Below are 21,853 nucleotides of genomic sequence, written 5' to 3' on the forward strand. Positions count from 1 at the left end.
GAGGAAATTAATAATGGCTAAAGAAAAGTTTGATCGTTCCAAAACGCATGCCAACATAGGTACTATCGGCCACGTTGACCATGGTAAAACTACATTGACTGCTGCTATCACCACAGTTCTTCATAAAAAATCCGGTACAGGTGAAGCAATGGCTTATGACTCCATTGACGGAGCACCGGAAGAGCGTGAACGTGGTATCACAATTTCTACTGCACACGTAGAATATGAAACAGATACTCGTCACTATGCCCACGTAGACTGCCCAGGACACGCTGACTATGTTAAAAACATGATCACAGGTGCAGCACAAATGGACGGAGCAATTCTTGTTGTTTCCGCTGCTGACGGCCCAATGCCTCAGACTCGTGAGCACATTTTGCTTTCCCGTCAAGTAGGTGTACCTTCTATCGTTGTTTTCTTAAATAAAACAGACATGGTTGACGATGAAGAGCTTCTTGAACTTGTAGAAATGGAAGTTCGTGACCTTCTTTCTGAATATGACTTCCCTGGCGACGATGTACCGATTGTAAAAGGGTCTGCATTGAAAGCCATCGAAGGTGACGCTGATCATGAGCAAGCTATCGTTGATCTCATGCAAGCAGTAGACGATTACATCCCAACACCAGATCGTGACAAAGACAAGCCATTCATGATGCCTGTTGAGGACGTATTCTCCATCACTGGACGCGGTACTGTTGCTACAGGACGTGTAGAGCGCGGTATGCTTAACGTTGGTGATGAAGTTGAAGTCATTGGTATCGATGAAAATGCTAGAAAAACAACTGTTACAGGTGTTGAAATGTTCCGTAAGCTTCTAGACTATGCTGAAGCTGGGGACAACATTGGTGCACTTCTCCGTGGTATTGACCGTGAAGACATCAAACGCGGACAAGTTCTTGCTAAACCAGGCAGCATCACTCCACATACTAACTTCAAAGCTGAAGTTTATGTTCTTTCTAAAGAAGAAGGTGGACGTCATACTCCATTCTTCACAAACTACCGCCCGCAGTTCTACTTCCGTACAACGGACGTAACTGGCGTAATCAACCTTCCAGAGGGCGTTGAAATGGTTATGCCTGGAGATAACGTAGAAATGACTGTTGAATTGATTTCACCAATCGCTATCGAAGAAGGTACAAAGTTCTCCATCCGTGAAGGTGGACGTACTGTAGGTGCCGGCGTTGTTTCTACAATCGAAAAATAATCTCTAAAGAAGAAACCCCGTCCTCGAGATGGGGTTTTTTATTACACTGATAGATTGCATAAATTTTTAGCGTGGATGAATCATCGGCGTCGTCAAATTTTTGAGGATATCAGTATAAGTGCAACTAGACAATCGCCTTCGCCTAAAGACTTGACGCTAGCCAAGTTTTTCTCTGTATTAAACATTCTTTTTACTAATTTATCAAAGGAATTTTAAAAACTTCTTGCATTTAGCATAATGAATCATTATAATAGATAAAGTGTGACCACGGACTGTGTCTTTGGTGATAAGAAATCACATTACAGATACAGTTGTGGTTAGGGCGATGATGTGAAAGGTTACCGACACACCCGGACCCTTTGCCATGGCTGGGAGGTTGGAAAATTTTCACGGAGTATGTCTGTTAAAAAATCGGGCGAAAAGGAGGGCTCATAATGGCAAAAGAAAAGATCCGCATTCGTTTAAAGGCTTATGATCATCGTGTACTAGATCAATCTGCCGAAAAGATCGTTGAAACTGCAAAACGCTCTGGTGCAGGGGTATCAGGACCAATTCCGCTTCCGACGGAAAAGTCTGTATACACGGTGCTTCGTGCGACTCACAAGTATAAAGATGCTCGTGAACAGTTTGAAATGCGTACACATAAACGTTTGATTGACATCGTAAGTCCAACACCGCAGACGGTCGATGCTCTAATGCGTTTAGATCTGCCATCTGGGGTAGATATTGAAATTAAACTTTAAGTTATTGAAATAAATGAAAATTATTTAGGAGGTGTGACTGATGACCAAAGGAATCTTGGGCAGAAAAATTGGCATGACCCAGTTGTTCAACGAGAATGGTGAACTTCTTCCGGTCACAGTCATTGAAGCTGAGCCGAATATTGTGCTTCAAACAAAAACATCAGAAGCTGATGGTTATGAAGCGATTCAACTTGGTTTCATTGACAAAAAAGAAAACCGCGCTAACAAGCCTGAACAAGGCCATGCTGACAAAGTAAGTTCAGCTCCCAAGCGCTACGTACGTGAAATCTGCGAAGTGAACAGCGGAGATTACGAAGTTGGTCAGGAAGTCAAGGTAGATACATTTACTAATGGAGAAATAGTGGATATCACTGGAACATCCAAAGGGAAAGGTTTTCAAGGTGCGATAAAACGTCATAACCAATCCCGCGGACCAATGACCCACGGTTCTCGTTATCACCGTCGTCCTGGTGCAATGGGTCCAATTGATCCTAACCACGTATTAAAAGGTAAAAAGCTTCCTGGACGTATGGGTGGAAATACAGTAACTGTACAAAATCTGGAGATTGTAAAAGTTGATCCAGAACGTAATTTGCTGCTCATTAAAGGTAATGTACCCGGAGCAAAGAAAAGTTATGTAACGGTAAAAAGTGCTGTAAAAGCAGCGAAATAACGATTGAAAGAAAGGAGGCTCCATCATGCCTAAAGTAGCATTGTTAAACCAGACCGGCTCTAAGGTCGGCGACATTGATTTGGCTGAAGCCATTTTTGGTATTGAACCAAATGAAAAAGTTCTTCATGATGCTGTCGTGATGCATCAGGCGTCCCTTCGTCAGGGAACTCACAAAGTGAAGAACCGCTCTGAACGCAGAGGAGGCGGACGTAAGCCGTGGCGCCAGAAGGGTACTGGACGAGCTCGTCAAGGGTCTATCCGTTCCCCTCAATGGGTCGGAGGAGGAGTCGTATTCGGACCAACTCCCCGTCAATACAGCTATAAACTACCAAAGAAAGTTCGTCGCTTGGCTATCAAGTCTGCACTTTCCACGAAAGTGAAAGAAGAAGCTATTGTTGTAGTAGACAGCCTGCAGCTTGAAGCACCAAAGACAAAAGAAATGGTTAACATTTTATCTGGTCTGTCTGTGGACGAAAAGGCATTGGTAGTAACAGCAGACTATAATGAGCAAGTAGCATTGTCAGCACGTAATATTCCTGGAGTGACCTTCGCAACTGTTGATGGCGTGAATGTACTAGAATTACTAAAACACGATAAACTTGTGATCACGCAAGAGGCAGTGGAGAAGGTAGAGGAGGTGCTCGCATAATGGAAGCACGCGACGTAATTAAGCGCCCCGTCATCACTGAACGTTCTGCTGATCTTATGGATGAGAAAAAATATACGTTTGAAGTTGACGTGAAAGCAAATAAAACACAAATTAAAAAAGCCGTTGAAGAGATATTTGAAGTGAAAGTGGATAAAGTTAATACACTTAACTACAAAGGGAAATTCCGTCGGTTCGGACGCTATACTGGCTATAAGCCGAAGCGTAAAAAAGCCGTAGTGACATTGACTGAAGATAGTCAAGAACTCGAATTCTTCGAAGGCGTATAAACAATCAACGAGTGAAGGAGGGAAACAATTATGCCTATCAAGAAGTATAAACCGACCACAAATGGCCGCCGTCATATGTCTGTTAACTTACAAGCGGAAGTCACAACAGACCAGCCTGAAAAATCATTGCTTGAGCCGCTTCATAAAAAAGCTGGACGCAACAATCAAGGGCGGATTACGGTTCGTCACCAAGGCGGCGGTCATAAGCGTCATTACCGTGTGATTGATTTTAAGCGTGATAAAGATGGAGTGCCGGGCCGGGTCGCAACTATTGAATATGACCCTAACCGTTCTGCCAATATCGCACTTATTCACTACAATGATGGGGAAAAGCGTTATATCTTGGCTCCAAAAGGACTGAAAGTAGGTCAAGAGATCGAATCTGGTGCAGATGCTGATATTAAAGTTGGGAATGCTCTTCCACTTACGAACATTCCAGTTGGTACTGTTATTCATAACATCGAATTGAAACCAGGCCGCGGAGCTCAATTGGTACGTTCTGCAGGTGCCGAAGCACAAGTGCTAGGTAAAGAAGGAAAGTATGTACTTGTACGTCTTCGTTCTGGAGAAACTCGCTTGATTCTTTCTACTTGCCGCGCTACTGTTGGCCAGGTAGGTAATATCGAACATGAGCTTGTGAATGTCGGAAAAGCTGGACGTTCACGCTGGTTAGGCAAGCGCCCTGTTGTTCGTGGTTCTGCGATGAACCCAAGCGATCACCCTCATGGTGGCGGGGAAGGACGTGCTCCAATCGGCCGGAAATCACCAGTTTCACCTTGGGGTATGCCTACAGTCGGTTACAAAACCCGCAAAAAAAATAAAGACACGGACAAATATATCGTACGCCGTCGTCGTAAAAAATAACGGGATTGAGCTGCGGTTCTTACGAATCGCAGAACAATCACGAAAGGAGGTTTCCTCATGGGTCGCAGTTTGAAAAAAGGACCTTTTGTCGATGATCACTTGATGAAAAAAGTGGAAAACCTAAACGAAAAAAATGATAAGCAGGTTATCAAAACATGGTCGCGCCGTTCTACAATCTTCCCTGATTTTGTAGGTCATACTATTGCTGTGTATGATGGACGCAAACATGTTCCAGTATACGTTTCTGAAGACATGGTAGGTCATAAGCTAGGTGAATTCGCACCATCTAGAACATTTAAAGGCCACAAAAATGACGACAAGAAAACCAAACGGTAAACAGAGGGGAGGTTCTCTAAATGCAAGCTAAAGCAGTTGCTAAACAAATTCGCATTGCCCCTCGTAAAGCACGGTTAGTCATTGATCTTATCCGGGGCAAGGAGGTCGGTGAAGCAATCGGCATATTGAAAAACACTCCGAAAGCAGCTTCTCCGATTATCGAAAAAGTACTAAACTCTGCTATTGCAAACGCGGAGCATAATTATGAGATGGAACCGGAGGATCTCTATGTCAGCGAAGCATTTGTTGATGAAGGGATTACCTTAAAACGTTTCCGTCCGCGTGCAATGGGTCGTGCAACACGTATTAACAAGCGCACAAGCCACATTACTGTTGTGGTAACAGAAAAGAAGGAGGGATAATGCGTGGGTCAAAAAGTAAATCCAGTAGGACTTAGAATTGGTGTCATTCGTGACTGGGATTCCAAGTGGTATGCAGAAAAAAACTATGCAGACTTACTTCACGAAGATGTGAAAATCCGTGAGTATATTGAAAATAGACTCAAAGATGCATCTGTCTCCACAATCGAGATTGAACGTGCTGCAAAGCGTGTCAATATCACTATTCATACTGCTAAACCAGGTATGGTTATTGGTAAAGGCGGTTCAGAAGTAGAGGCGTTGCGAAAAGCTCTTAATGACCTTACCGGCAAGAGAGTTCATATTAATATTGCTGAAGTAAAACAAGCTGATTTAGATGCAAGATTGGTTGCAGAAAATATCGCTCGCCAGCTAGAAAATCGTATTTCTTTCCGTCGTGCGATGAAGCAATCTATACAGCGCACTATGCGTGCTGGGGCTCTTGGAATTAGAACAGAAGTATCCGGGCGTCTTGGCGGTGCAGATATCGCTCGTAACGAAAGCTACAGTGAAGGAACTGTTCCACTCCACACCTTGCGTGCAGACATTGATTACGGAACTGCAGAAGCAGATACAACGTACGGAAAACTTGGTGTGAAGATTTGGATTTATCGTGGAGAAGTCCTTCCATCGAAAGGTGCCAACAACGAGGAAGGAGGAAAATAATTATGTTAATGCCAAAACGTGTCAAATATCGTCGTGAACATCGCGGCAGAATGAGAGGCCGTGCAAAAGGCGGTACGGAAGTTTCTTTTGGTGAATATGGCCTTCAAGCTTTAGAAGCTTCTTGGATCACAAATCGTCAAATTGAGTCAGCTCGTATTGCGATGACTCGTTACATGAAACGTGGCGGTAAAGTTTGGATTAAGATTTTCCCTGATAAACCTTACACTGCTAAGCCTTTGGAAGTTCGTATGGGTTCCGGTAAAGGTGCTCCTGAAGGCTGGGTAGCTGTTGTAAAGCCAGGTAAGATCATGTTTGAAATTGCAGGTGTTTCTGAAGAGGTCGCTCGTGAAGCACTTAGACTTGCGTCTCACAAACTTCCTATTAAAACTAAGTTTGTAAAACGCGAAGAAGTGGGTGGTGAGGCAAATGAAAGCTAATGAATTGAGAGATTTGACTACAGCGGAAGTAGAAGAACAAACAAAGTCTCTAAAAGAGGAACTTTTTAATTTGCGCTTCCAGCTAGCAACAGGCCAATTAGATAACCCTGCCCGCATTCGCAGCGTCCGTAAGGATATTGCACGTGCCAAAACCGTTTTACGTGAACGGGAGCTAGGCATCAATAAAGGTTAAAATGAGAGGAGGTTTGGCAGACAATGGCTGAACGTAACCAGCGTAAAGTATACAATGGACGTGTTGTTTCCGATAAAATGGATAAAACCATTTCGGTCCTTGTAGAAACCTATAAAATGGATTCTCTCTACGGAAAGCGCGTTAAATATTCAAAGAAATTCAAAGCGCACGACGAAAACAATGAAGCAAAAAAAGGTGACATTGTGAAAATCATGGAGACTAAACCACTTTCTAAAGACAAACGCTTTCGTCTAGTGGAAATCGTGGAAGAAGCAGTGATCATCTAAAACATCTTTCTCTGATGAAGGGAGGTTCGACAGACTATGATTCAACAAGAAAGTCGATTAAAAGTTGCGGATAACTCTGGTGCTCGTGAAGTGCAATGTATTAAAGTACTAGGCGGTTCTGGTCGTAAATCTGCAAATATTGGCGATATGATCGTCTGTTCTGTAAAGCAAGCAACACCTGGTGGCGTTGTCAAGAAGGGTGAAATAGTAAGAGCGGTAGTTGTACGTTCTAAAAGCGGTGCTCGTCGTTCAGATGGTTCATACATTCGCTTTGATGAAAATGCAGCAGTTGTTGTCCGTGATGACAAGAGCCCAAGAGGTACTCGTATTTTCGGACCTGTAGCTAGAGAGCTGCGCGAAGAGCAATATATGAAAATCGTTTCACTAGCTCCGGAAGTGCTTTAATAGAAACGAATATAAAACGGTCATGCCTGACTAAGGAGGTGCGATTATGTCTCAACCTAAACTCCACGTGAAAAAGGGCGACAAAGTAAAGGTTATTACTGGGAAAGATAAAGGCCAAGAAGGTGTAATCCTTCAAGCTTACCCAAGTCAACAGCGTGTATTAGTTGAAGGCGTTAATATTGTAAAAAAACACGCTAAACCATCTCAGGAAAATCCGCAGGGCGGAATCCTTAATCAAGAGGCTCCTATTCACGTATCGAATGTGATGCCTCTAGATCCCAAATCTGGTGAGCCTACCCGAGTAGGCTTTAAAGAAGAAGACGGAAAAAAAGTGCGCATCGCCAAAAAATCCGGCGAGCCTCTTGATAAGTAAGTCATTCAGATGATGAAAGGAGGTCAACCTAATGAACGCTCTGAAAGAGAAATTTAAAAATGATATTGTGCCTCATTTGCACAATAAATTTAGCTACTCCTCGGTGATGGGAGTTCCAAAGATCGAAAAAATCGTTATCAACATGGGTGTGGGTGATGCTGTTCAAAACCCTAAAGCCCTTGACAAAGCTGTAGAAGAGCTTACTGAAATCACAGGTCAGAAACCATTGATTACAAAAGCGAAAAAATCCATTGCAGGTTTTAAACTTCGTGAAGGCATGCCGATTGGAGCGAAAGTTACGCTTCGCGGAGAACGCATGTATGATTTTCTTGAAAAATTAATTAATGTTTCTCTCCCACGTGTACGTGACTTCCGTGGTGTTTCTAACAAAGCATTTGATGGACGCGGCAATTATACACTTGGGGTAAAAGAACAATTAATTTTTCCGGAAATTGAATATGACAAAGTAGATAAAGTACGCGGTATGGACATCGTTATTGTCACTACTGCTGAAAATGATGAAGAAGCTCGTGAATTATTGACTCAAATGGGAATGCCATTTCAAAAATAATTTAAAAAACAATGAAGGAGGGAATACGGACCTTGGCAAAAAAATCTATGATCGCCAAACAGCAGCGTCCCCAAAAGTTCAAAGTGCGTGAGTACACTCGTTGTGAGCGTTGCGGACGTCCTCATTCCGTCATCCGTAAATTTAAACTTTGCCGAATTTGTTTCCGTGAACTTGCATATAAAGGACAAATTCCAGGCGTGAAAAAAGCCAGCTGGTAAGCCCGATATAGGGAAGGAGGTAAATCGATATGGTCATGACAGATCCAATCGCAGATATGTTGACTCGTATTCGTAATGCGAACACTGTACGTCACGAAAAATTAGAACTTCCGGCATCAAACCTTAAAAAGGAAGTAGCGGAAATTCTTAAAAACGAAGGTTTCGTTCGTGATGTGGAAAATATCGAAGATAACAAACAGGGTATCCTTCGTATTTTCTTGAAATATGGAGCAGAAAATGAACGTGTTATAACTGGACTGAAGCGTATTAGTAAGCCAGGTTTGCGTGTGTATGCTAAAGCTGATGAAATCCCTCGTGTACTTGGAGGATTGGGAATCGCAGTTATTTCCACTTCTAAAGGCGTAATGAGCGATAAAGAAGCAAGAAAGCAGCAAGTTGGCGGAGAAGTACTTGCTTACGTCTGGTAATAAATAGTGTAAGAACGGAGGTGCAAAGTAATGTCTCGTATTGGTGTAAAACCTATTTCAATCCCGGACGGCGTCAATGTAACAATGGACGGTAACACTGTTACCGTTAAAGGGCCGAAAGGAGAGCTTAAGAGAGATCTTCATCCGGATATTAGTGTTAATATTGAAGACAGCGAAATAACATTCGAAAGACCTTCTAACCATAAAGATCATCGTTCTCTGCACGGAACTACTCGCAGTGTTGTTAACAATATGGTAGAAGGTGTTACAAAAGGTTATGAAAAAGGACTTGAGCTTGTTGGTGTCGGTTACCGTGCTTCCAAGTCTGGAAATAAACTTGTATTGAATGTTGGGTACTCTCACCCAGTAGAATTCGAACCGGAAAACGGTGTAGAAATCGATGTTCCTTCCAATACAAAAGTCGTTGTAAAAGGTATTGATAAAGAACTTGTAGGTGCAGCGGCATCAAATATCCGTGCAGTACGTACTCCTGAACCTTATAAAGGAAAAGGAATTCGTTATGAAAATGAATATGTACGTCGTAAGGAAGGTAAGACTGGTAAGTAATGTCTAGGTAACGGTTTTACGAAAGGAGGAGCGATTCATGACCACTAATTCAACGAAGTACGTAAAACGTAAAAAACGCCATGCAAGTATTCGTGTAAACGTAAAAGGAACTTCTGAGCGTCCGCGTTTAAACGTATTCCGTTCTTCTAAGCATATTTATGCACAATTGATTGACGATGTAAAAGGGGAAACAATTGTGGCCGCTTCAACATTGGAAAATGATTTGGACGTGAAGAATGGTGGAAATAAAGATGCGGCAAGTAAAGTCGGAGAATTAATTGCAAAGCGTGCATCTGAAAAAGGATATGAGTCTGTAGTGTTTGACCGCGGAGGCTTTGTTTATCATGGCAGAGTAGAAGCTCTTGCAGACGCTGCACGCGAAAATGGATTAAAATTTTAAGGTGTAAGGAGGGAAAAGAATGCAAATTGATGCTAGCAAGCTTGATGTCGAAGAAAGAGTGGTAGCCATCAACCGTGTGGCTAAAGTTGTAAAAGGTGGACGTCGTTTCCGTTTTGCAGCTCTTGTTGTAGTTGGTGACCGCAATGGCCATGTCGGTTTTGGCATGGGTAAAGCATTAGAGGTACCAGAAGCAATTCGCAAAGCTGTAGAAAATGGTAAGAAAAATATGGTTGAAGTACCAAGAGTCGGAACAACGATTCCTCATGAGATTGTAGGGCATTATGGAGCAGGGAATGTATTGTTGAAACCTGCTGCTGAAGGTACTGGTGTTATTGCAGGCGGCCCGGTCCGTGCTGTACTGGAACTTTCCGGTGTCACAGATATTCTCTCTAAATCTCTTGGTTCAAACAACCCGATTAACATGGTTCGCGCTACCATTCAAGGTCTAACTGAGCTTAAAACAGCTGAACAAGTTGCCAGACTACGTGGTAAAAGCGTTGAAGAATTGTTAGGATAAGGAGGGATACGATATGGCAAAACAAGTTGAAATCACCCTCAGCCGCAGTCTCATTGGTCGTCCGGAAGATCAGCGCGTTACGGTAAGAACGCTTGGTCTTCGTAAAGTCAACCATACAGTGGTGAAAGAAGATAATCCCGCAATACGCGGAATGATTAATAAAGTGTCTCATTTGTTGACTGTAAAAGAATTGGATGCATAAATGATACAACAAAGTGATAGGGAGGTGTCAGCATGAAACTTCATGAGTTGAAACCTGCAGAGGGATCTACGAAAACCCGTAACCGTGTAGGACGCGGTGCTGCTTCTGGTAATGGTAAAACGGCTGGTCGCGGCACAAAAGGTCAAAAAGCCCGCTCCGGCGGTGGTGTGCGTCCTGGTTTTGAAGGTGGCCAAAATCCTATATATAAGCGTCTGCCTAAACGTGGTTTCACAAATCCGACCCGCAAAGAGTTCGCGATCGTGAATGTTGAAACATTGAACCGTTTTGAAGCAGGTACGGAAGTTACTCCGGAGCTTCTTGTTAAAGAAGGCGTCATCAACAAAACAAAAGACGGTGTGAAAGTTCTGGGTAATGGAAGTTTGGAAAAAGAGCTTAACGTTAAAGCGGATAAGTTCTCTGCTTCTGCAGTAAAAGCGATTGAAGCGGCCGGCGGAAAAACCGAGGTGATCTAATGTTCCGCGCGATTTCAAATATTTTTCGCGTGAGTGATTTAAGAAGCAAGATCTTTTTCACTCTAGCCATGTTATTTGTTTTTCGAATCGGCAGCTTCATTCCAGTTCCCGGTTCTAACAACGATGTGTTAAACTTTGCAGACCAAGCAAATGCGTTTGGATTTTTAAACACTTTTGGAGGCGGAGCGCTCTCGCAATTTTCCATATTTGCTATGGGGGTCATGCCTTATATCACGGCTTCAATCGTCGTGCAGCTTTTGCGAATGGACGTCGTTCCGAAATTTACGGAATGGGCAAAGCAAGGTGAAGCAGGTCGTCGAAAATTAGCTCAATTTACTCGGTATTTCACCGTAATTCTTGCTTTTATTCAAGGTTTAGGAATGTCTATTGGATTTAATAACATTTTTAATGGGCTTATTCCTGACCCAAGTATTCCGAAATACATTTTTATAGCTCTGGTAATGACCGCTGGTACTGCATTTTTAATGTGGCTTGGAGAACAAATTACTGCTAAAGGAGTAGGTAATGGTATCTCCATTCTGATCTTCGCAGGGATTGCAGCTGGTATTCCAGGTGGAATTAACCAGATTTATGCTACGCAGATAGAAGACGCCGATCAGCTCTTTATGGGTATTGTGACTATACTGTTATTAGCGGTTGCCGTTTTAGCGATAATCGTTGGTGTTATATTTGTACAACAAGCCCTTCGTAAAGTACCGATTCAATATGCAAAACGTTTGGTTGGACGCAGCCCTGCGGGTGGTCAATCAACGCATCTGCCTTTAAAAGTTAACTCTGCTGGAGTTATTCCGGTCATTTTTGCATTATCACTATTTATTTTCCCGCCAACAGTAGCTGGTTTTGTCGGTGAAGATCATCCAGTTGCCCGCTGGGTCATTCAAAATTTTGATTACACTCAGCCAGTTGGTATGGTGATTTATGCAGCATTAATTATTGGCTTTACGTATTTCTATACGTTTGTACAGGTTAATCCCGAACAAATGGCAGACAACCTAAAAAAACAAGGCGGATACATTCCTGGGATTCGCCCTGGGAAAACAACGGAAACCTATATCCGAAGAATTTTGTACCGCTTGACTTTTGTAGGTGCTTTATTCCTTGCTGTTATTTCGGTAATTCCTGTATTCTTCACAACACAAATGGGGCTTCCGCAAACCATTCAGATTGGCGGAACTGGCTTACTGATTGTCGTTGGTGTAGCTCTAGATACTATGAAGCAGATTGAGAGTCAGTTAATACAGCGAAGTTATAAAGGCTTTATTAAATAGATAGAGATAGGGGGAGGGGTGAGTACGTTCGCCTTGCCCCTGGCTGAAATCGGAATGATGGAGGAGATATCATGAATTTGATATTAATGGGGCTTCCTGGTGCTGGTAAAGGCACGCAAGCCGAAAAAATTGTAGAAAAGTATGAAGTTCCGCACATTTCTACTGGTGACATGTTTCGCGCAGCGATTAAAGAAGAAACTTCTTTAGGGAAAGAAGCTAAGTCTTATATGGATAAAGGCGAGCTTGTTCCTGATAAAGTTACAATAGGTATTGTAAAAGAAAGACTTGGAAAAGATGATTGCAAAGCAGGTTTTCTTCTTGATGGCTTTCCGCGGACTGTTGCACAGGCCGAAGCACTAGAAGATATTCTTTCTTCTTTAAATAAAAGCCTGGATTATGTTTTAAATATTGATGTTCCAAGAGAAGACCTTGAGGAACGGCTTACCGGCCGTCGTATTTCTCCAACATCAGGTAGAACGTACCATGTGAAATATAATCCCCCAAAAGTTGAAGGAATCTGCGATGAAGATGGCAGTGAACTCGTTCAAAGAGACGACGACAAGCCAGAAACAGTGAAAAAACGTTTAGACGTAAATATCGAACAACAGCAGCCTCTGATTGATTTTTATGAAGAAAAAGGTTATCTTCGTAATATCGATGGAGGTCGGGATATAAATAAAGTTTTTGAGGATATTGAAGAACTGCTGAAAGGACTTCATGCATGATTATTTGTAAAACGGATCGTGAACTCGATATAATGCGGGAAGCAGGTAGAATTGTTGCGATAACGCATCAAGAACTGCAAAAACACATTCAACCAGGTATTAGTACAAAAGAGTTGGATAATATTGCGGATAAATCGATCCGTCAACACGGGGCAATCCCATCATTTAAAGGCTACGGTGGATTTACTGGCAGCATTTGCGCTTCAGTAAACGAAGAGTTGGTACATGGAATTCCGGGTGACCGGGTTTTAAAAGAGGGCGATATCATTTCAATTGATGTCGGGGCCAAGTATAATGGTTATCACGGAGATTCTGCCTGGACTTATCCTGTAGGGAAGATATCCAGGGAAGATCAGCGCTTGCTTGATGTAACCGAGGACTCTTTATATATAGGGTTAAAGGAAGCAAAACCAAAAGAGCGCTTATCCAATATTTCTCATGCCATTCAAACTTACGTTGAAGCCGAAGGTTTTTCTATTGTGCGTGAATACGTAGGACATGGTGTTGGGCAGGAATTGCATGAAGATCCGCAAATCCCACATTTTGGTCCCCCTGGGAAGGGTCCGCGTTTGAAGCCGGGTATGGTTTTGGCCGTAGAACCAATGGTGAACGCAGGAGAGCGGTATGTACACACGCTCTCGGATAACTGGACAGTGGTCACAACTGATGGCAAGAGCTGTGCCCATTTTGAGCACACGATTGCAATAACAAATACAGGCTATGAAATACTCACTAAAGCCTGAATTAGGTGATGACTGGATGAAAGAAGCTGAATCACCGCCTGAAGTCGGCCAGGTTGTCCGTATAAAACAAGGACGTGAAGCTGGCAACTTTGCGGTAGTCATTGGAGTGTTGAATGAACGATTTCTCCTTTTAGCAGATGGAGAAAAACGTAAATTTGACCGAGCTAAAAAGAAAAATATCAACCATGTAGAAATTTATCCGCACCTTTCCAATGAGGTCAAACGAAGTATAGAAGAAACCGGACGTGTTACCAATGCTAAATTAAGGTTTGCTCTACTTTATTTTTTAAAAGAGCAGCCTGAATTACTGAAGGAAGGAGAGTAAATTCATGGCCAAAGATGATGTTATTGAAATGGAAGGCACAGTCATAGAGCCTCTTCCAAACGCCATGTTTCGGGTGGAGCTTGAAAATGGGCACAAAATTCTGGCCCATGTATCTGGGAAAATTCGTATGCACTTCATTCGAATTCTTCCTGGGGACAAAGTGACTGTGGAAATTTCGCCATATGACTTATCCCGCGGACGGATTACGTACCGCTATAAATAAAATTGCAGTTAAGAAGGCTGACATGAGTCCGAACTACGTTTACTCTCGCATGTACTCCGCGCAGTTAAGGAGGTAAATGGACATGAAGGTGAGACCATCTGTCAAACCAATCTGTGAAAAATGCAAAGTCATTCGCCGTAAAGGTACGGTAATGGTTATTTGTTCAAATCCAAAGCATAAACAAAAACAAGGATAATAATAAAGGAGGTGTCGACTAGATGGCACGTATTGCAGGTGTTGATATTCCTCGTGATAAGCGAATTGCAATTTCCCTAACGTATGTATACGGAATTGGTAAATCCCGTGCTCTTGAAATCGTTAAAGAAGCTGGTGTAGACGAAAGCACACGAGTTCGTGATTTAACCGAAGAAGAACTCGCTCAAATCCGTACAGTACTAGAAAATTATACGGTGGAAGGTGATCTTCGCCGTGAAAAATCTTTAAACATTAAACGTTTGATTGAAATTGGAAGCTACAGAGGTATTCGTCATCGTCGTGGATTGCCGGCCCGCGGTCAAAACACGAAGAACAATTCTCGTACAAGAAAAGGTCCTCGCCGTACAGTAGCAAACAAGAAAAAATAATAAGGTAAAGGAGGTAAGTCTAACATGGCAAAAGCTAAAACAAATACTCGTAAACGTCGTCAGCGTAAGAATATTGAGGCTGGAGTCGCTCATATCCGCTCGACGTTTAACAACACCATCGTGACGATTACAGACACGCAGGGGAATGCTCTTTCTTGGGCAAGTGCTGGTGCTCTTGGTTTCAAAGGTTCCCGTAAATCTACACCATTCGCAGCTCAAATGGCTGCAGAAACAGCTTCAAAGGCGGCAATGGAACATGGTTTAAAAACGGTAGAAGTGGCTGTTAAAGGACCAGGTGCTGGTCGTGAAGCAGCAATTCGTTCTTTGCAAGCTACAGGGCTTGATGTTAGTGTCATCCGCGATGTGACTCCGGTACCTCATAATGGCTGCCGCCCACCGAAACGTCGCAGAGTTTAACCCGCAGAAGTATAGATTTTCCTGAAGTGTCAATAATGGGTAAGGTCATATATAGGACGGATCCCCTTACGCATTGTTGACGAGTAAGGCTGTTAATGTGATCGGGACTGCCTAATGCAAAATTCCGGATAGACGGGAAAGCCTTCTGCCGGAGTTTGGACGTTTTGAAGGAGGGTATTTTAAAGAATGATCGAAATCGAAAAGCCTAATATCGAAACGGTTGAAGTAAGCGAGGATGCCAAATACGGCAAATTTGTCGTAGAACCGTTAGAACGTGGGTACGGTACAACTCTAGGAAATTCCTTGCGTCGTATCCTTTTATCCTCCCTTCCAGGAGCTGCTGTTACGACAATTCAAATCGATGGGGTGCTTCATGAGTTTTCAACCATTGAAGGGGTTGTCGAAGATGTCACTACGATCGTTTTGAATTTGAAGAAGCTTGCCCTGAAGATATACTCCGATGAAGAGAAAGTGCTTGAGATTGACGCACAGGGCGAAGGCGTTGTAACTGCAAAAGATATTACACACGACAGTGACGTTGATATCCTTAATCCGGATTTGCACATCGCTACGCTTACAGAAGGTGCGAACTTTCATATGCGTTTAACGGCGCATCGTGGACGCGGTTATGTTCCTGCTGAAGGAAATAACAGTGAAGATCTGCCTATTGGGGTGCTCCCTATTGATTCTATCTATACACCAGTTGCCCGGGTAAACTATCAAGTGGAAAATACGCGTGTTGGTCAAATTACTAACTATGATAAGCTGACACTTGATGTATGGACAGATGGAAGCATTCGCCCCGAGGAAGCTGTTTCGCTTGGTGCTAAAATCATGAATGAGCATTTGAATATTTTTATCGGCCTCACGGATCAGGCACAAAATGCTGAAATCATGGTTGAAAAAGAAGAAGACCAGAAAGAAAAAGTACTTGAAATGACGATTGAAGAACTGGACCTTTCTGTTCGTTCTTACAACTGCTTAAAACGAGCTGGCATCAATACAGTACAGGAACTAACGCAAAAATCGGAAGAAGATATGATGAAAGTCCGAAACCTTGGCCGCAAATCTCTTGAGGAAGTTCAAGAGAAGTTAGGTGAATTAGGTCTTGGCCTGCGTAAGGAAGAATAAAAGACAACAGTGATAATTAGTGTCTCGGAAAAGGAGGGGAATATACATGTCTGCATATGCAAAGCTTGGACGTAATAGTTCTGCACGTAAAGCACTATTTCGTGATCTTACGACAGATCTTATCATCAATGAACGTATCGAAACCACTCATGCAAAAGCAAAAGAATTGCGTCCTGTCATTGAGAAAATGGTGACACTTGGCAAACGTGGAGATCTTCATGCACGCCGCCAAGCAGCTCAATTCGTTCGTAAGGAAACAGCAGATGAGGAAAATGGAAAAGATGCTGTTCAAAAATTGTTCGATGAGATTGCACCTCGTTATGAAGAACGTCAAGGCGGATATACCCGCGTTCTGAAAGTAGGTCCTCGCCGCGGGGATGCTGCGGAAATTGCTATCATTGAATTCGTATAAGTCACTTCTTCGTGGATAATGGGAGACTGCTAATGCAGAACACACAGACGCTGCAGCACAATGTAGCGGTCTTTGTCTGCGTTAGTACAACTGATGAATGATGGCAAATTAGATTGACTTATAAGGGCAAAGGGCATGCTGCTCTAAAAAGATAACACGTTTAGTTATTGCTTTTTCTTAAAAACCACCTATACGTTTAATCATCCGTAAGGGCAGGACTGGACCTATTTTAGGTTACAACGTCTGTGCCCTTTTTTTAATTAATTAGGTGCAAGAGCAAATAATGTTCCGGCATACCCTCTGATTTGCTCCAAACACACAATGAATCTTCGTAAAGGAGCTTATAGACATGTGTATAATATTGTCATAAGATATGGCCGCAGCTCCTTTTTCTACATACATGCGGAGCAAGATCTGGCGATAAATGTTTAAAATAAAGAAGTGCTTGAGTTGTGTTTGTTAACCTACTATAATGTTCTTGTTAACGTTTAGTGGCGGGTGTATTAAAAAGGCAGGTGAAAGCAATGGATGCTGTACGGCTGCAAAATGTTTCCTTTCAATATGAGGAAGAAGGACCTTGGATTTTAAATAATTTAAATGCTTCCATTCAACATGGAGAATGGATCGCTGTTATAGGTCCAAATGGTTCTGGAAAATCAACGTTGTCTCGGCTGTTTAACGGGTTATATTCCCCTACGCTGGGTGAAGTTTTTATTGGGGAGCAATCTACAAAAATAGAAGAACATCTACCTAATATTAGAAAGCATGTAGGGATGGTATTTCAAAATCCAGATCATCAGTTTGTAGCTCCTACTGTAAGAGATGATATTGCATTTGGAATGGAAAACGCAGGGGTGGAAAGGGAAGAGATGGTTCGTCGAATCGAGCAGGCAGCAAGCCAGACAGGAGTCGAAAGGATACTCGAAGCAGAGCCGCACCGTCTTTCAGGTGGTCAAAAACAGAGGGTAGCAATTGCAGGAATACTGGCGTTACACCCTAAAATAATGGTGTTAGATGAAGTGACTTCCATGCTCGATCCAAAAGGAAGAAAGGAAGTAATGTCCACTGTGGAAAACCTCCATACCAATGAAGGTGTTACGATAATATCAGTCACTCACCACCTTCATGAAGCACTGCTTGCAGACCGTGTATGGTATATGGAAGAAGGAAACATTGCATTTAATTTAGAATCTGAAAAGTTATTTTCTGAATTAAAATGGCTGAAAGATAAAAATATTCCCCTTCCTTATGGGTTTGAACTGCTAGAATCCTTACGAAAAAGAAATCAGCCTACCTCTTCGTTAGAAACCTTTATTAGGGAGACGGTGAAGTATGAAGATCGTATTTGAGCAGGTAGAACACATTTATATGGAAAAAACCCCGTTTGAAACCAGCGCGCTAAAAGATGTTTCGATTACGTTTCCGGATAAGTCGTGTACTGCTGTAATTGGGAGGACAGGTTCGGGCAAGTCGACCTTAGTCCAGCATATTAATGGTCTGCTAAAGCCCAATAAAGGAAAAGTAATTATTGGAGATCAAGTTATTCATGCTAATACAAAACGAAAACATATAAAATCCTTGCGTAAAAAAGTAGGGATGGTTTTTCAATATCCGGAACATCAGTTATTTGAAGATACTGTAGAAAAGGATTTGTTATTTGGACCAAAAAATATAGGGTTAAATGTTGAAAACAAGAAGAAGGAACTTCCGGAATTGTTAGAGCGTGTTGGTTTAGATGAAACGTTTTTAGAACGCTCCCCCTTTGATTTAAGCGGGGGACAAATGAGACGAGCAGCAATTGCTGGTGTGCTTGCAATGGAGCCTGACATCCTAATTTTAGATGAACCAACAGCGGGACTTGATCCTAAAGGACAGGAAGAAATACTGACGTTATTTAAAGATTGGCATGAACAAAAGAAAACAACAATGATTATGATTACTCATCAAATGGAAGAAGCATCTCGTCTAGCTGAACAAGTTATAGTTATGGATGACGGACAGATAGCAATGGAAGGGTCGCCAAAAGAAATATACAAACGAGAAAATGAGTTAACACAATTGGATTTGGATATACCTGAAGGTGTCAAAGTACTAAAATACCTAGAAGAAAACACAGGGGTTTCATTTTCAGAATGGTCCTTGACCCCAGAGAAAGCAGCAGACGAACTTATGATGCTGTCAAACAAGAAGGAGTAAAAAAGCATGTTTGAACATGTGATTATAGGCCAATATTTACCTGGTTCTTCTTTTTTACATCGAATGGACGCCAGGGCCAAATTAATAGCAGTGTTTTTATTTATTTTTATTATATTTTTGATGAACAGTTGGGCCGGATACGGTATTCTCTGGGCAGGAGCAGCTATTATTTATTTTTTATCCGGGATACCGTTTCGCTACATTCGCAAAGGGATGTTCCCGATTTTAATTTTAATTGTGTTTACTTTCTTTCTTCATGCTCTTTTCACTAAAGAAGGGGAAATTCTTATTTCAGCAGGATTTTTTACACTATATAAAGGCGGTGTCGAACAAGGTCTGTTTATCGCCTTTCGATTAATTTTACTTGTATTTATCACCTCCCTTTTGACGCTGACTACCAGTCCGATAGATTTAACGGATGCACTAGAGCAGCTGTTTACGCCTTTAAAACGTATTGGAGTGCCGGCTCATGAAATAGCATTAATGATGTCCATTGCAATCCGTTTTATTCCGACCCTGCTGCAGGAAACAGAAAAAATCGTAAAGGCCCAGTCAGCCAGAGGTGCTGATTTTAATAAAGGTACATTTCAAGAGCGGTCACAAGCATTTGTTGCATTGCTTGTTCCATTATTTGTTCGAGCATTTAAGCGGGCAGAAGATCTAGCTTTTGCTATGGAAGCCCGTGGTTATAACGGAGGAGAAGGAAGAACAAAACTTCGTCAATTAACGTGGTCATTTCGTGATAGTGCAGCCTGTACAGCTGTGTTGATATTTGGATTTTTGTTGCTTTTTTTCAGGGATTAAGGAGAGATATATTTATGCAGAGAGTAAAAGCTGTCGTTAGTTATGAAGGCACATTCTTTTCAGGGTGGCAAAAGCAGCCAGGTAAACGTACAGTTCAAGAAGAAATAGAATCGGCTTTAACAAGCATTCATAAAGGACAAAAAACAAAGGTTACAGCTTCAGGACGAACAGACGCTTCCGTTCATGCTATCGCACAAGTTATTCATTTTGATACCTCCTTATCTATCCCAGCCGATAAATGGCCAAAAGCAATCAACAGCAAATTACCGGAAGATATACAAATTAAAGAAGCAGAGTATACAAGTTCTGATTTTCATGCACGCTTCCATGCTGTCGAAAAAGAGTACCGTTACCGCGTTCTTCCAAAGCGAGAAAAAGATATATTTAGGAGAAATTCTGCTTTTTTTTATCCGTACCCTATAAATGTGGCTGAAATAAAAAAAGCAGCTGCTTATTTCAAAGGAACACATGATTTTTCTTCCTTTTGTGCATCTGGTACGGATGTGGTGGATATGGTTCGGACCGTGCATAAATCAGAAGTACTCGAAAAAGGAGATGAATTGCACTTTATTTTTCGAGGAAATGGTTTTTTATACAATATGGTGCGTATCATGGTGGGAACGCTGCTTGAAGTAGGAAAAGGTATGAGAAGAGCCGATGATATCCCTGAAGTAATCCATGCAAAAAAACGAAGTGCTGCTGGTAAAACAGCGCCTGGGCATGCCTTATATTTATGGGAAGTATGTTATGAAAAATAAGACGTTTTCAAAGCAGGACATTTGACGCTGGGTAAGATTTTTTGCCGAGACATCAAATACTACATTTTAAAAAACAACGTCGCCAGGTGTAGCAAAACCATTGACATTAGCCTCACAATGTTATATGATGTTATTTGGCATTTCACGTCCCACAGCCCCGGGATCGGAAATGATGAACGTAATGACATGTGATATATAAATGTATGATAAAAGATTTAGGAGGGACATTGATGCGTACGACATATATGGCTAAGACCGACGAAGTAGAGCGCAAATGGTATGTTATCGACGCAGAAGGCCAAACACTGGGTCGTTTGTCCAGTGAAGTAGCTTCTATTCTTCGCGGCAAAAACAAGCCTCAATATACACCGCACATTGATACGGGAGATAATGTGATCATTATCAACGCAGAGAAAATTGAACTTACTGGAAAGAAGCTCCGTGACAAGATGTATTATAGCCACAGTCAGTATCCTGGCGGGTTAAAAGAAACACGCGCGTCTGAAATGCGTGCAAATAAACCAGAGAGAATGATTGAGCTTGCAGTAAAAGGAATGCTTCCAAAAGGTTCACTCGGACGTAAGCAAGCGAAAAAACTTCATGTATTTGCAGGACCAGAACACAATCATCAAGCACAACAGCCTGAGAAGTACGAACTTCGCGGCTAAATTAAAGGGAGGGTATTATTTTGGCACAAGTGCAATATTACGGTACTGGCCGTCGTAAGAACTCCGTTGCCCGTGTATTCGTTGTACCTGGCGACGGCAGTATCACTATTAACAATCGCGACATTGATGAATATTTTGACCTTGAAACATTAAAGCTTGTTGTGAAGCAGCCTCTTGCAGAAACAGGCACAGAAGGTCAGTATGATTTAAAAGTAAACGTAAACGGTGGAGGATTTACAGGACAGGCAGGTGCTATCCGTCATGGTGTAGCACGTGCACTTCTTGAAGTAGATCCTGATTTCCGCAAGCCGCTTAAGAACGCTGGATATCTTACTCGTGACGCTCGTATGAAAGAACGTAAGAAATACGGTCTTAAATCAGCTCGTCGTGCGCCTCAGTTCTCGAAGCGTTAAGAACACCTTTATATCAAGGACTTGCCCTCTTTGCTCACACAGAGCCGAGAGGGCTTTTTTAAAAGGTAAGAAATTATAAATAGTTGGCGTTTTACATGTCTAGCGCAAGCGCCTACTCGCTCGAGATTCCTTCGGTTCATCAATGGAAAGCAAAGATCAGCTTTCCATATGCCGCCCCTCCAGGACTTGTCGCTCGTGAGCAAGGCGCTTGCGCTTTTCTTATATTTGATATGGAAAATTATTTGAACAGGTCGCGTATTTTTTGCAACATTTATGCTTTTGCTGTCTCACCGTGCTTGGTAAGGCATCTGTT

Annotated in this window: 38 protein-coding genes; all 38 read left to right on the forward strand. The window is 42.2% G+C overall.

Annotated elements, in window-relative coordinates; translation table 11 throughout:
• The first annotated feature begins 13 nt into the window (after positions 1–13).
• A complete protein-coding gene (gene tuf, locus FZF09_RS19805) occupies positions 14–1,204 on the forward strand; it encodes an elongation factor Tu (protein ID WP_158738321.1) in 1,191 nt (396 codons plus the stop codon).
• A gap of 434 nt (positions 1,205–1,638) precedes the next feature.
• Positions 1,639–1,947, forward strand: coding sequence for a 30S ribosomal protein S10 (rpsJ, locus tag FZF09_RS19810; RefSeq protein ID WP_091587315.1), 309 nt, complete (start codon positions 1,639–1,641; stop codon positions 1,945–1,947).
• Positions 1,948–1,987: 40 nt separating this feature from the next.
• The gene (gene rplC, locus FZF09_RS19815; RefSeq protein WP_158738322.1) at positions 1,988–2,620 is read left to right on the forward strand and encodes a 50S ribosomal protein L3; all 633 of its coding nucleotides are present in this window, start codon (positions 1,988–1,990) and stop codon (positions 2,618–2,620) included.
• 25 nt (positions 2,621–2,645) lie between these two features.
• Positions 2,646–3,269 (forward strand): 50S ribosomal protein L4, encoded by a 624-nt coding sequence (gene rplD / locus FZF09_RS19820; RefSeq protein WP_158738323.1) that lies wholly within the window; start codon positions 2,646–2,648, stop codon positions 3,267–3,269.
• Positions 3,269–3,556 (forward strand): 50S ribosomal protein L23, encoded by a 288-nt coding sequence (gene rplW / locus FZF09_RS19825; RefSeq protein ID WP_175488382.1) that lies wholly within the window; start codon positions 3,269–3,271, stop codon positions 3,554–3,556. The genes rplD and rplW overlap by 1 nt, the downstream gene beginning before the upstream one ends.
• A gap of 30 nt (positions 3,557–3,586) precedes the next feature.
• Positions 3,587–4,420 carry a 50S ribosomal protein L2 gene (gene rplB / locus FZF09_RS19830; RefSeq protein WP_158738324.1) on the forward strand — a complete coding sequence of 278 codons (834 nt, stop codon included), beginning with the start codon at positions 3,587–3,589 and terminating at the stop codon, positions 4,418–4,420.
• 57 nt (positions 4,421–4,477) lie between these two features.
• Positions 4,478–4,756, forward strand: a complete 279-nt coding sequence (gene rpsS / locus FZF09_RS19835; RefSeq protein WP_158738325.1) for a 30S ribosomal protein S19 — start codon at positions 4,478–4,480, stop codon at positions 4,754–4,756.
• Positions 4,757–4,776: 20 nt separating this feature from the next.
• A complete protein-coding gene (gene rplV / locus FZF09_RS19840) occupies positions 4,777–5,118 on the forward strand; it encodes a 50S ribosomal protein L22 (RefSeq protein ID WP_091587305.1) in 342 nt (113 codons plus the stop codon).
• Between the two features lie 3 nt (positions 5,119–5,121).
• Positions 5,122–5,781: a 30S ribosomal protein S3 gene (gene rpsC / locus FZF09_RS19845; protein WP_091587303.1), complete on the forward strand. Its 660-nt coding sequence runs from the start codon at positions 5,122–5,124 to the stop codon at positions 5,779–5,781.
• 2 nt (positions 5,782–5,783) lie between these two features.
• Positions 5,784–6,218, forward strand: a complete 435-nt coding sequence (rplP, locus tag FZF09_RS19850) for a 50S ribosomal protein L16 (protein WP_091587301.1) — start codon at positions 5,784–5,786, stop codon at positions 6,216–6,218.
• Complete coding sequence (gene rpmC, locus FZF09_RS19855) at positions 6,208–6,411, forward strand: 50S ribosomal protein L29 (protein WP_091587300.1); 204 nt, start codon at positions 6,208–6,210, stop codon at positions 6,409–6,411. The genes rplP and rpmC overlap by 11 nt, the downstream gene beginning before the upstream one ends.
• Positions 6,412–6,434: 23 nt before the next feature.
• On the forward strand, positions 6,435–6,698 hold the full coding sequence (rpsQ, locus tag FZF09_RS19860) for a 30S ribosomal protein S17 (protein ID WP_091275176.1): 264 nt from the start codon (positions 6,435–6,437) through the stop codon (positions 6,696–6,698).
• A 36-nt stretch (positions 6,699–6,734) separates the two neighbouring features.
• Positions 6,735–7,103 carry a 50S ribosomal protein L14 gene (gene rplN / locus FZF09_RS19865; RefSeq protein WP_158738326.1) on the forward strand — a complete coding sequence of 123 codons (369 nt, stop codon included), beginning with the start codon at positions 6,735–6,737 and terminating at the stop codon, positions 7,101–7,103.
• Between the two features lie 46 nt (positions 7,104–7,149).
• On the forward strand, positions 7,150–7,476 hold the full coding sequence (gene rplX / locus FZF09_RS19870) for a 50S ribosomal protein L24 (protein ID WP_091587294.1): 327 nt from the start codon (positions 7,150–7,152) through the stop codon (positions 7,474–7,476).
• A gap of 31 nt (positions 7,477–7,507) precedes the next feature.
• The gene (gene rplE / locus FZF09_RS19875; RefSeq protein WP_091587293.1) at positions 7,508–8,047 is read left to right on the forward strand and encodes a 50S ribosomal protein L5; all 540 of its coding nucleotides are present in this window, start codon (positions 7,508–7,510) and stop codon (positions 8,045–8,047) included.
• Positions 8,048–8,079: 32 nt separating this feature from the next.
• Positions 8,080–8,265 (forward strand): 30S ribosomal protein S14, encoded by a 186-nt coding sequence (gene rpsN, locus FZF09_RS19880; protein ID WP_091275188.1) that lies wholly within the window; start codon positions 8,080–8,082, stop codon positions 8,263–8,265.
• Between the two features lie 29 nt (positions 8,266–8,294).
• Positions 8,295–8,693, forward strand: coding sequence for a 30S ribosomal protein S8 (gene rpsH / locus FZF09_RS19885; RefSeq protein ID WP_091587291.1), 399 nt, complete (start codon positions 8,295–8,297; stop codon positions 8,691–8,693).
• 30 nt (positions 8,694–8,723) lie between these two features.
• On the forward strand, positions 8,724–9,260 hold the full coding sequence (gene rplF, locus FZF09_RS19890) for a 50S ribosomal protein L6 (RefSeq protein WP_158738327.1): 537 nt from the start codon (positions 8,724–8,726) through the stop codon (positions 9,258–9,260).
• Between the two features lie 37 nt (positions 9,261–9,297).
• Positions 9,298–9,660: a 50S ribosomal protein L18 gene (gene rplR, locus FZF09_RS19895; RefSeq protein WP_091587288.1), complete on the forward strand. Its 363-nt coding sequence runs from the start codon at positions 9,298–9,300 to the stop codon at positions 9,658–9,660.
• 19 nt (positions 9,661–9,679) lie between these two features.
• On the forward strand, positions 9,680–10,177 hold the full coding sequence (gene rpsE, locus FZF09_RS19900) for a 30S ribosomal protein S5 (RefSeq protein ID WP_158738328.1): 498 nt from the start codon (positions 9,680–9,682) through the stop codon (positions 10,175–10,177).
• A 13-nt stretch (positions 10,178–10,190) separates the two neighbouring features.
• Positions 10,191–10,379 (forward strand): 50S ribosomal protein L30, encoded by a 189-nt coding sequence (gene rpmD, locus FZF09_RS19905; RefSeq protein ID WP_091587284.1) that lies wholly within the window; start codon positions 10,191–10,193, stop codon positions 10,377–10,379.
• Positions 10,380–10,411: 32 nt separating this feature from the next.
• Positions 10,412–10,852: a 50S ribosomal protein L15 gene (gene rplO / locus FZF09_RS19910; protein WP_091587282.1), complete on the forward strand. Its 441-nt coding sequence runs from the start codon at positions 10,412–10,414 to the stop codon at positions 10,850–10,852.
• A complete protein-coding gene (gene secY / locus FZF09_RS19915) occupies positions 10,852–12,141 on the forward strand; it encodes a preprotein translocase subunit SecY (protein ID WP_158738329.1) in 1,290 nt (429 codons plus the stop codon). The genes rplO and secY overlap by 1 nt, the downstream gene beginning before the upstream one ends.
• Before the next feature lie 71 nt (positions 12,142–12,212).
• A complete protein-coding gene (locus FZF09_RS19920) occupies positions 12,213–12,866 on the forward strand; it encodes an adenylate kinase (RefSeq protein ID WP_158738330.1) in 654 nt (217 codons plus the stop codon).
• Positions 12,863–13,609 carry a type I methionyl aminopeptidase gene (map, locus tag FZF09_RS19925; protein ID WP_158738331.1) on the forward strand — a complete coding sequence of 249 codons (747 nt, stop codon included), beginning with the start codon at positions 12,863–12,865 and terminating at the stop codon, positions 13,607–13,609. The genes FZF09_RS19920 and map overlap by 4 nt, the downstream gene beginning before the upstream one ends.
• A 16-nt stretch (positions 13,610–13,625) precedes the next feature.
• Positions 13,626–13,934 (forward strand): KOW domain-containing RNA-binding protein, encoded by a 309-nt coding sequence (locus tag FZF09_RS19930; protein ID WP_158738332.1) that lies wholly within the window; start codon positions 13,626–13,628, stop codon positions 13,932–13,934.
• Between the two features lie 4 nt (positions 13,935–13,938).
• A complete protein-coding gene (gene infA, locus FZF09_RS19935; RefSeq protein ID WP_026702375.1) occupies positions 13,939–14,157 on the forward strand; it encodes a translation initiation factor IF-1 in 219 nt (72 codons plus the stop codon).
• 82 nt (positions 14,158–14,239) lie between these two features.
• Positions 14,240–14,353 carry a 50S ribosomal protein L36 gene (gene rpmJ, locus FZF09_RS19940; protein ID WP_026702374.1) on the forward strand — a complete coding sequence of 38 codons (114 nt, stop codon included), beginning with the start codon at positions 14,240–14,242 and terminating at the stop codon, positions 14,351–14,353.
• 22 nt (positions 14,354–14,375) lie between these two features.
• Positions 14,376–14,741, forward strand: coding sequence for a 30S ribosomal protein S13 (gene rpsM, locus FZF09_RS19945; protein WP_091587273.1), 366 nt, complete (start codon positions 14,376–14,378; stop codon positions 14,739–14,741).
• Positions 14,742–14,765: 24 nt separating this feature from the next.
• The gene (gene rpsK / locus FZF09_RS19950) at positions 14,766–15,158 is read left to right on the forward strand and encodes a 30S ribosomal protein S11 (protein WP_158738333.1); all 393 of its coding nucleotides are present in this window, start codon (positions 14,766–14,768) and stop codon (positions 15,156–15,158) included.
• A 186-nt stretch (positions 15,159–15,344) separates the two neighbouring features.
• On the forward strand, positions 15,345–16,289 hold the full coding sequence (locus tag FZF09_RS19955) for a DNA-directed RNA polymerase subunit alpha (protein WP_091587270.1): 945 nt from the start codon (positions 15,345–15,347) through the stop codon (positions 16,287–16,289).
• A gap of 46 nt (positions 16,290–16,335) precedes the next feature.
• Complete coding sequence (gene rplQ, locus FZF09_RS19960) at positions 16,336–16,701, forward strand: 50S ribosomal protein L17 (RefSeq protein WP_158738334.1); 366 nt, start codon at positions 16,336–16,338, stop codon at positions 16,699–16,701.
• Between the two features lie 524 nt (positions 16,702–17,225).
• Positions 17,226–18,050, forward strand: a complete 825-nt coding sequence (locus FZF09_RS19965; RefSeq protein ID WP_158738335.1) for an energy-coupling factor transporter ATPase — start codon at positions 17,226–17,228, stop codon at positions 18,048–18,050.
• Positions 18,034–18,897: an energy-coupling factor transporter ATPase gene (locus FZF09_RS19970; RefSeq protein ID WP_158738336.1), complete on the forward strand. Its 864-nt coding sequence runs from the start codon at positions 18,034–18,036 to the stop codon at positions 18,895–18,897. The genes FZF09_RS19965 and FZF09_RS19970 overlap by 17 nt, the downstream gene beginning before the upstream one ends.
• A gap of 6 nt (positions 18,898–18,903) precedes the next feature.
• Complete coding sequence (locus FZF09_RS19975) at positions 18,904–19,701, forward strand: energy-coupling factor transporter transmembrane component T family protein (RefSeq protein WP_158738337.1); 798 nt, start codon at positions 18,904–18,906, stop codon at positions 19,699–19,701.
• Positions 19,702–19,715: 14 nt separating this feature from the next.
• Positions 19,716–20,459 (forward strand): tRNA pseudouridine(38-40) synthase TruA, encoded by a 744-nt coding sequence (gene truA / locus FZF09_RS19980; RefSeq protein WP_158738338.1) that lies wholly within the window; start codon positions 19,716–19,718, stop codon positions 20,457–20,459.
• 230 nt (positions 20,460–20,689) lie between these two features.
• Positions 20,690–21,127: a 50S ribosomal protein L13 gene (gene rplM, locus FZF09_RS19985; RefSeq protein WP_091587258.1), complete on the forward strand. Its 438-nt coding sequence runs from the start codon at positions 20,690–20,692 to the stop codon at positions 21,125–21,127.
• 20 nt (positions 21,128–21,147) lie between these two features.
• The gene (gene rpsI / locus FZF09_RS19990) at positions 21,148–21,540 is read left to right on the forward strand and encodes a 30S ribosomal protein S9 (RefSeq protein ID WP_158738339.1); all 393 of its coding nucleotides are present in this window, start codon (positions 21,148–21,150) and stop codon (positions 21,538–21,540) included.
• Positions 21,541–21,853: the final 313 nt, after the last annotated feature.

The organism is Alteribacillus sp. YIM 98480 (assembly GCF_009765375.1).
In the GTDB taxonomy this organism is placed as follows: Bacteria; Bacillota; Bacilli; order Bacillales; family Marinococcaceae; genus Alteribacillus.